The following is a 7,071-nucleotide window of genomic DNA, read 5'->3' on the forward strand; positions in this document are numbered from 1 at the left end:
AGTTAAACGGAAAAACTTTTTGACTCCAACTTTTCACAACTGATAAAAAAATTCCACACACATCTGCGGAATGTGGGTTAGAAAGCTTAAATTTTAAGATTATTTTACTGAGCCAGGAAAAACCCTAAACACTTTTAGGCGTAAAGAAACATTGTAATGATGGATAAAATACCAGATAGCTCTCACATGATTGGAAAGCTTTTTATAAAATGACCGAGTTTTTATTACAATAACGAGATATCCCTGCCATCAGGGTGTTATTGAATATTTCTATATCACAAGTTTTGCCCGTATCTCTCCCGACAGATTGGTGTCGCTTGCGAGGGAAAACTTTTTCCTATGCGACCTAAAAAGTTGTATAGTACAGGGCATATTGTCTGTAAACGGCTGAGAGCGAATCTCAGAAATCTGGGTCGCAAGAAAACAAGGATGTCTACAGCTTCATATAAAGTCTGTTTAGGCTTCGTTTGGGCTTAAAACGCAGTTTTTGTCCCGCTAAGCCAGGGATGATATTACACTGCGGGTTTTGAAGCAACAGGTAGAAAATTCTAATAACGCCACGCAACAAATGGAAGCGATACTAAAGGCGTAATTATTCTTAGTTAATCGCTAAGTTGCTACGCATTTAAATTGAATCCAGAGACGGGCAGGATGCCCGTTCCACAATAATTATAGAAAAATTGACTGTCAAATTAGGTGTACAACAGCTTATACCCGTGAAATCTTGGAAAAATACTTCTCGTAAATTCCAGCTTCGTACTGCCCTCGTCGTTCCCTTCGTTTTGCAAATCGTCGCGGCGGTGGGGTTGGTGGGTTATCTTTCCTTCGGCAATGGGCAAATTTTTCTGTAGCCAGCATTGACCCTTTGAATAGCCCACCCACTCATGGAAATCTTATGAAACTCCAAAGACAAATCCTCTTAACAACGATCGGGCTGGTTTCCCTTGCCCTTGTTCCCACCGTTGCTCTGCTGACCTGGACTTCCCGACACGCTCTCCTGGCACAGACTGAAGCACAAGGTAAGCAAGTCGCTCAATCCCTGGCTCGCAGTGCTCAGTTTGTTGAGAAAGTTCCCAAAGATGTGGAAAATACGATCGCAGACCATATGCTTGCCCAAGCCACGATCTCGGCTCACCTGGTTGCTATAGCTGAAGCAGCCAATCTCAGCTCCCAACAAATCAATCAACGGTTAAGTGCGATCGCCAAAAAATCCGTCGTGGAGGAGTTCTGGATTACGGATGAAACTGGACGGGCTTATTTGAAGAATGCTCCCTTCGCGTTCACGTTTAGTCCTGATCGGGCTAAACAACCCCAGGCGTCTATGTTTTGGCCCCTCCTAACAGGAGCAAAATCTACCGTTGTTCAGGATGCCCAGGTAAGAGAGTACGATAAGCAAATCTACAAATATGTGGCAGTAGCAGGGGTCGATCGTCGCCGGATTGTGCAGGTTGGGTATAACGCTTCGTTTATTGAGCGGTTGCGCCAACAAGTTGGAATCAATGGCTTGATCAAGCGATTGTTAACGAGTGGAGAAATCGGTGGGATCTGGGTGGTCGGTCTCAACGCCACCACCAATGCAACGGCTGTGGCAGACAATTCGGGATTGAGTCAAAAACTGAGTCCAACAGATACCCAAAGGTTGAAGGATAGTATAGCTCAAAAACTGACCCAAAGTTATCAAGCAGATGGTTTTTTGAAAGTTGCCACGCCGTTAATTGACGAGACAGGACAGATAACAGGGGCAATTCTGGTTTCACTCTCCACAAAACCTGTGCAGGCAGCGCTTCAGAATCAACTGTTATGGTCGCTGACAGTTTCAGCCGTGGTGCTAACAATCAGTTCGATCGTTGCCCTGCTGTTATCGCGGCGACTAACTCAGCCTGTGCTGCAATTAAGCGAGGCTGCATCTTCGTTGTCTACTGGCAACTGGGATCAAACTGTTCATGTCCAGGGGACTGATGAAATGCACGATCTAGCAACTGCATTCAACAAAATGAGCGGACAATTAAAGGAGTCTTTTGCAACACTTGAAGATAAAGTTAAAGAACGCACCGCAGAACTAGGAACCGCTAACGAAGAAATCATTGCCCTCAACGAGAGACTCAAGGAAGACAATCTCCGCATGGGTGCGGAATTGGATATCGTGCGTCAGATGCAGCAAATGATTCTGCCCAATGCTGAGGAACTGAAAATTGAAGGACTCGATATTGCCGCATACATGGAGGCCGCCGATGAAGTCGGCGGCGACTACTATGATGTCTTAAACACCGATGGCGTTGTCACTCTGGGCATCGGCGATGTCACGGGGCATGGACTTGAAAGTGCCATCTTGATGCTGATGGCGCAAACCGCCGTTCGTACCCTCAAGGAGATAGGTGAAGTAGACCCGGTTCGGTTCCTAGATGCGCTCAACCGCACCCTTTACAAAAACGTGCAGCGCATGAAATCTGAGAAAAGCCTCACCCTAGGGATTTTAAATTACTCCCAAGGACTCGTCAGCATTAGCGGTCAGCATGAAGAAACAATTATTGTGCGAAACGGTGGACAGGTAGAACGTATCGATACGATGGATTTAGGTTTTCCTATTGGCCTCCACGATGACATTGCTGAGTTCATCAGTCATATTTCAATTGAGCTACAGCTAGGAGAGGGGATAGTGCTATATACCGATGGTATTCCCGAAGCAAAAGACATTAACAAAAAACAATATGGCGTGGAGGCGATGTGTGAAGTCATTAGCAAAAACTGGCATTTATCGGCTGGGGAAATCAAGCAAGCGGTGATTGACGATGTGCGGCGACATATTAGCACTCAAAAAGTATTTGATGATATTACGCTGTTGGTTGTGAAGCGGACGGAATTAGGCCTCGAAACAGAGTCACAGCCTCAAGCAGCCGCATTGGTTGAGATCGATCGCCAATACCTCGAAACCATAAACTTATGACATCAAACGGGAAAATTGTCGTCGGGGCGATCGCCTTAGCAGTCAATTGATTTTAGATTTTAGATTAAAGAATTGAAGCATTGACCCCAGGGATAAATTCGGGGGGCAAGTTTCATCGAATACAGGTTTTTTATTTCTCCACACATTAATCTGGAGGCTTGTATCTTGGATGCTTTCGGTCAAATTTACGAAAAAGTGGTGAGATATCTCAAACGCAGCACCCCAAAAGAGGCTGAATCTCAAGACAACTCCAACCTGTAGTCAACTTCTAAATTTCTTTGATTAAATCTATCTAATGATATCTTGCATCAATCTAAAGAAAGCGATCGATCGCGGGATGAGCGCTCCCTTTATGGAAATTAGTGCATTCGGTCAATTAAAACTATTCACTCAAACCCTTTCTACATAGCGTAAGGCGCGCCAAGGCGCACCCGACCGACTCGTTCTGCAAGGGTAATTCCTATTCCTCTCAAAGCTTTTTCCGCTCTAAAACAGCTTTGTTCTATTTTTTCTTTGAATCAGAAACATCAGCAATCAAATCGTCTTTATCAACTTTCGGTACAAAATCAGGGCGTTCTTTGGATTCCCAACCGGGGGGGCGCTTGGAGTTATACCAGGCGACCGAGCCGATCGTAGTGGCAGCAATAAAGCCAATAACAAGAACTATTATTGGAGTCGTCAAGCTGACACTTGATTCTGGGACGGCCTGCTGCATCAGCAGCTCAATCATTACTTGCCTGATGGGTGCAACAACAACTGCTATGGGAGTGGTCAAGCTGATATCTATCATTAGGCTAAATCCTTATCTACTCTACTTTTACATTATCTTAAGTGCTAATGCCGTCTGGTTGATATATCGGAAGACAGAAAATTTGACAGAATTGTCGTCATAATGTTTAGAGGTTGAAAATAGGAGAGCAGATTTTATGCCGTTGGGGACAATAGCATTGCTGTTGGCTGCGAGTTTCAGCCTGGGTGCTTTACCGCTAACGAGATGGGCGGTGCGAGTGTTTAGCCGCCGAGATTTGAGGGCGCTGGGTACAGGGAATGTGGGGGTGTCGGCTGCTTTCCTTCACGGGGGGAAATTAGCGGGAATTGCTGCGGTGTTGGCGGAAATTGCCAGGGGTATTGTGCCGGTTTTGGCGGGGCGATTTTGCTTCCCGGATGCACCTGCGATCGCGATCGTCCTGTTAATTCCTCTAGTTGCGGGCAGATATGCGATCGCCCGAGGTGGAGGCGTGACCAACGCTGTTTGGGGTCTTTTGGTATTTTCGCCGCCGGTGGCTGTATCATCGGGCATTTGGGGGCTGCTGGTGTGGGGTTTGGCACAGCGGTGGTGGGGTGAGGGCGATCGGGCGAGACTCTTTGCTTCCCGTTGCGGGTGTCTGTGTACTCCTATCTGGGTTTGGGTGTGGGGACAATCAATGCCCGAATTTTTAGCAGCAACAGGATTAGCTTTGTTGTTAGCAGCAATTAATTTCAATCAGGGTGATGATATGGCTTTATCTAAATCAGAGCAATTGTTTTCTCTTGATGACTCCTTAGATGCTGCAATCTGCGGTGATAAAGCGGCTAAATTGTCTCAACTCAAACGCGCCGGGTTTAATGTACCTGCTGGTTTTATATTGCCATCGAAGGAAGAAGGAAGAAGGAAGAAGGAAGAAGGAAGAGGGAAGAAGGAAGAGGGAAGAAGAGATGAGGAAAATGCCGATCGACTGTTAATCAGTAATTCTGTAATCCAAAATCTAAAATCCCAAATCCCCAATCGAATGATTGTGCGCTCTTCTGCTGCGGGAGAAGACGGCGATATTAGTTCAGCGGCTGGACAATATCAAACTATTGGCCCTGTTTTCACTGAAGCAGAATTGCTCGACGGCATTAATCGCTGCCGCCAGTCTTATTGGACTTCCGAAGCTGTGGCTTACCGCCGACAGCGACAATTACCCGACACCCAAATGGCTGTATTGATTCAGCCTTATATTGACAGCCAATTTGCGGGAGTCATGTTCAGCCGCAATCCTTTAGATGGTGGTTCCCAGGTAATTATAGAAGCTTTACCGGGAGGAGCCGAAGCTGTTGTCGGCGGACAATGTACTCCGGTTCATTTAGAAATTGATTTTAGTCAACCTGAATTATTAGAAAACAAATTAACTGAACTTCAAAGTAATTCAATTATTGCTCAATCGATTTTAGCAGAATTGGTGAAACAAGCCCAAGCGATTGAAGCATTTTTTCACGGAATACCGCAGGATATTGAGTGGAGTTGGGACGGGGAAAAAGTTTGGATTTTGCAAAGTCGCCCAATTACTAATTTGCAGCCGTTTTGGACGCGCACTATTGCAGCGGAAGTGATTCCCGGTGCAATTCGCCCGCTAACTTGGTCGATTAATCGGCCGCTGACTTGCGGCGTTTGGGGAGAAATATTCAAGGTGGTTTTGGGCGATCGCGCGATCGGCTTAAACTTTAATGAAACGGCAACTTTGCTGGGTTCTCACGCCTATTTTAATGCGACTTTGTTGGGCGAAATTTTTCGGATGATGGGATTGCCGGAGCAGGGTTTGGAATTTTTGCTGAGAGGGCAAAAGATGGGCAAGCCGCCTTTGGGGAAGATTTTGCCGAATTTGCCTGGTTTGTGGCGTCTGGTGCAGCGGGAGAGGGCGCTCAATGCAGAATTTAAGGGCGATCGTAGTTCTATTTTCCTCCCGGCACTGCAAAGTCTGGATAAGGAAGAGGGAAGAAGGAAGAAGGAAGAAGGAAGAGGTTCGAGCGAAGAAGAAATATTAATGCCCAATGCCCAATGCCCAATGCCAGATTATCAATATTTAACGGAATTGTTGGAGAGAGCGGAGCAAATTCAGGAGTGGCTGAAACCGATTACTTACTACAATATATTAGGGCCGATCGGGCTGGCTATTCGCAAGGCTATTTTTCGCGTTAATGATGACTGGCTGGCTAATGACAGCGCTCCTGAAATTGCTTCGGTGCGAGCTTTACAGCATTTGGCTCAGAAATTGCGGCAAGCTGCTTTTTCGCAGCCTGACGAAACTATTTCAGTCGCAGATTTAGCACAGACATTTGCGGAGACTCCGGCTTTACAAGCAGAATTTGAAAAGTGGCTTGATATTTACGGATATTTGAGCGAAGTGGGAACGGATATCGCTGTTCCTACTTGGCGAGAACAACCGGAAATTTTTCAAAAGTTGCTAATAACTATGGCTCAAAAAGCCGAAACTAATTTAGTGGAAAAACGTGAAATAGGATTGAGTTTTTTGCAGAAGTGGCGATTAGATAAATGTCAAGAAAGAACTCTTGTCAAAAACCAAATTAGCGAAATTTACGCGCGGTTGTTGGCTCACCTGCGCTGGACTTTTTTGGAGATTGAAGCTTGCGGATTGGCAATGGAGGTGTTTCAGGAAAGCGGGGATATTTTTTATCTGGAATTTGGGGAAATTCAGGAGTGGATTCGTAGCGGTGCGAGTGTTTCGTTTAAGGATACAATTAGGGAAAGGCGCGATCGCCTGGTAGCCGATCGCGATCGCCCGATTCCCCCCGTGGTCTACGGCAATTTGCTGCCCAATTCTCAGACAAGGGCGATCGACTCCGCAACATCGGGAACTAATATCCTCCAGGGAATTCCGGCGAGTATTGGCCGTGTCGAAGGCTTTGTCAAGATTTGCCGCACGGCGAGCACAGATTTAGGAGAAAATGCGATCGCCGTAGTCCCCTACACCGATGCAGGGTGGGCACCGCTGCTATTAGGAGCAACAGCAATTATCGCCGAAGTTGGTGGCCAACTATCTCACGGAGCAATAATCGCTCGCGAGTACAAAATTCCCGCAGTCATGAATATTTCTGAAGCTACAACTCGCTTGCGAAACGGTCAAAAAGTCAGAGTAGATGGGTATCTCGGCACTGTAGAATTGCTCGAATAAACGGGAAGAAGAGTATAAAAACTTGTTTGTAGTAACGTGAGTTTGACCGTCAGGCGATCGCCCTGGTAAACTCAAAGTGCGATCGGCATTTCTCACTCAACTTTAACTAAAGTGTAAGTAGGGCTTGCTGAATAATCGATAGCCAACCAAGAGCAGGAGCGATCGATATATTCAAGCTTGGTTAAATATAAGTTG

4 protein-coding genes are annotated in these 7,071 nt (G+C 46.1%); 3 read left to right on the top strand and 1 reads right to left on the bottom strand.

Features of this window, described 5'->3' with window-relative positions; translation table 11 throughout:
• The first annotated feature begins 680 nt into the window (after nucleotides 1–680).
• Together Q5691_RS27005 and Q5691_RS27010 are read left to right on the top strand one after the other, a co-directional pair.
• On the top strand, nucleotides 681–851 hold the full coding sequence (locus Q5691_RS27005; protein WP_333216004.1) for a hypothetical protein: 171 nt from the start codon (nucleotides 681–683) through the stop codon (nucleotides 849–851).
• Between the two features lie 44 nt (nucleotides 852–895).
• Nucleotides 896–2,944: a SpoIIE family protein phosphatase gene (locus Q5691_RS27010; RefSeq protein ID WP_333348276.1), complete on the top strand. Its 2,049-nt coding sequence runs from the start codon at nucleotides 896–898 to the stop codon at nucleotides 2,942–2,944.
• Nucleotides 2,945–3,446: 502 nt separating this feature from the next.
• Here Q5691_RS27010 and psb35 read toward each other — a convergent pair.
• A complete protein-coding gene (gene psb35, locus Q5691_RS27015) occupies nucleotides 3,447–3,659 on the bottom strand; it encodes a photosystem II assembly protein Psb35 (protein ID WP_333348282.1) in 213 nt (70 codons plus the stop codon).
• Between the two features lie 211 nt (nucleotides 3,660–3,870).
• Between psb35 and Q5691_RS27020 the strand changes: the two genes are divergently transcribed.
• The gene (locus Q5691_RS27020; protein WP_333348279.1) at nucleotides 3,871–6,876 is read left to right on the top strand and encodes a glycerol-3-phosphate acyltransferase; all 3,006 of its coding nucleotides are present in this window, start codon (nucleotides 3,871–3,873) and stop codon (nucleotides 6,874–6,876) included.
• Nucleotides 6,877–7,071: the final 195 nt, after the last annotated feature.

The organism is Microcoleus sp. w1-18aA5 (genome assembly GCF_036701705.1).
GTDB lineage: Bacteria > Cyanobacteriota > Cyanobacteriia > Cyanobacteriales > Microcoleaceae > Microcoleus.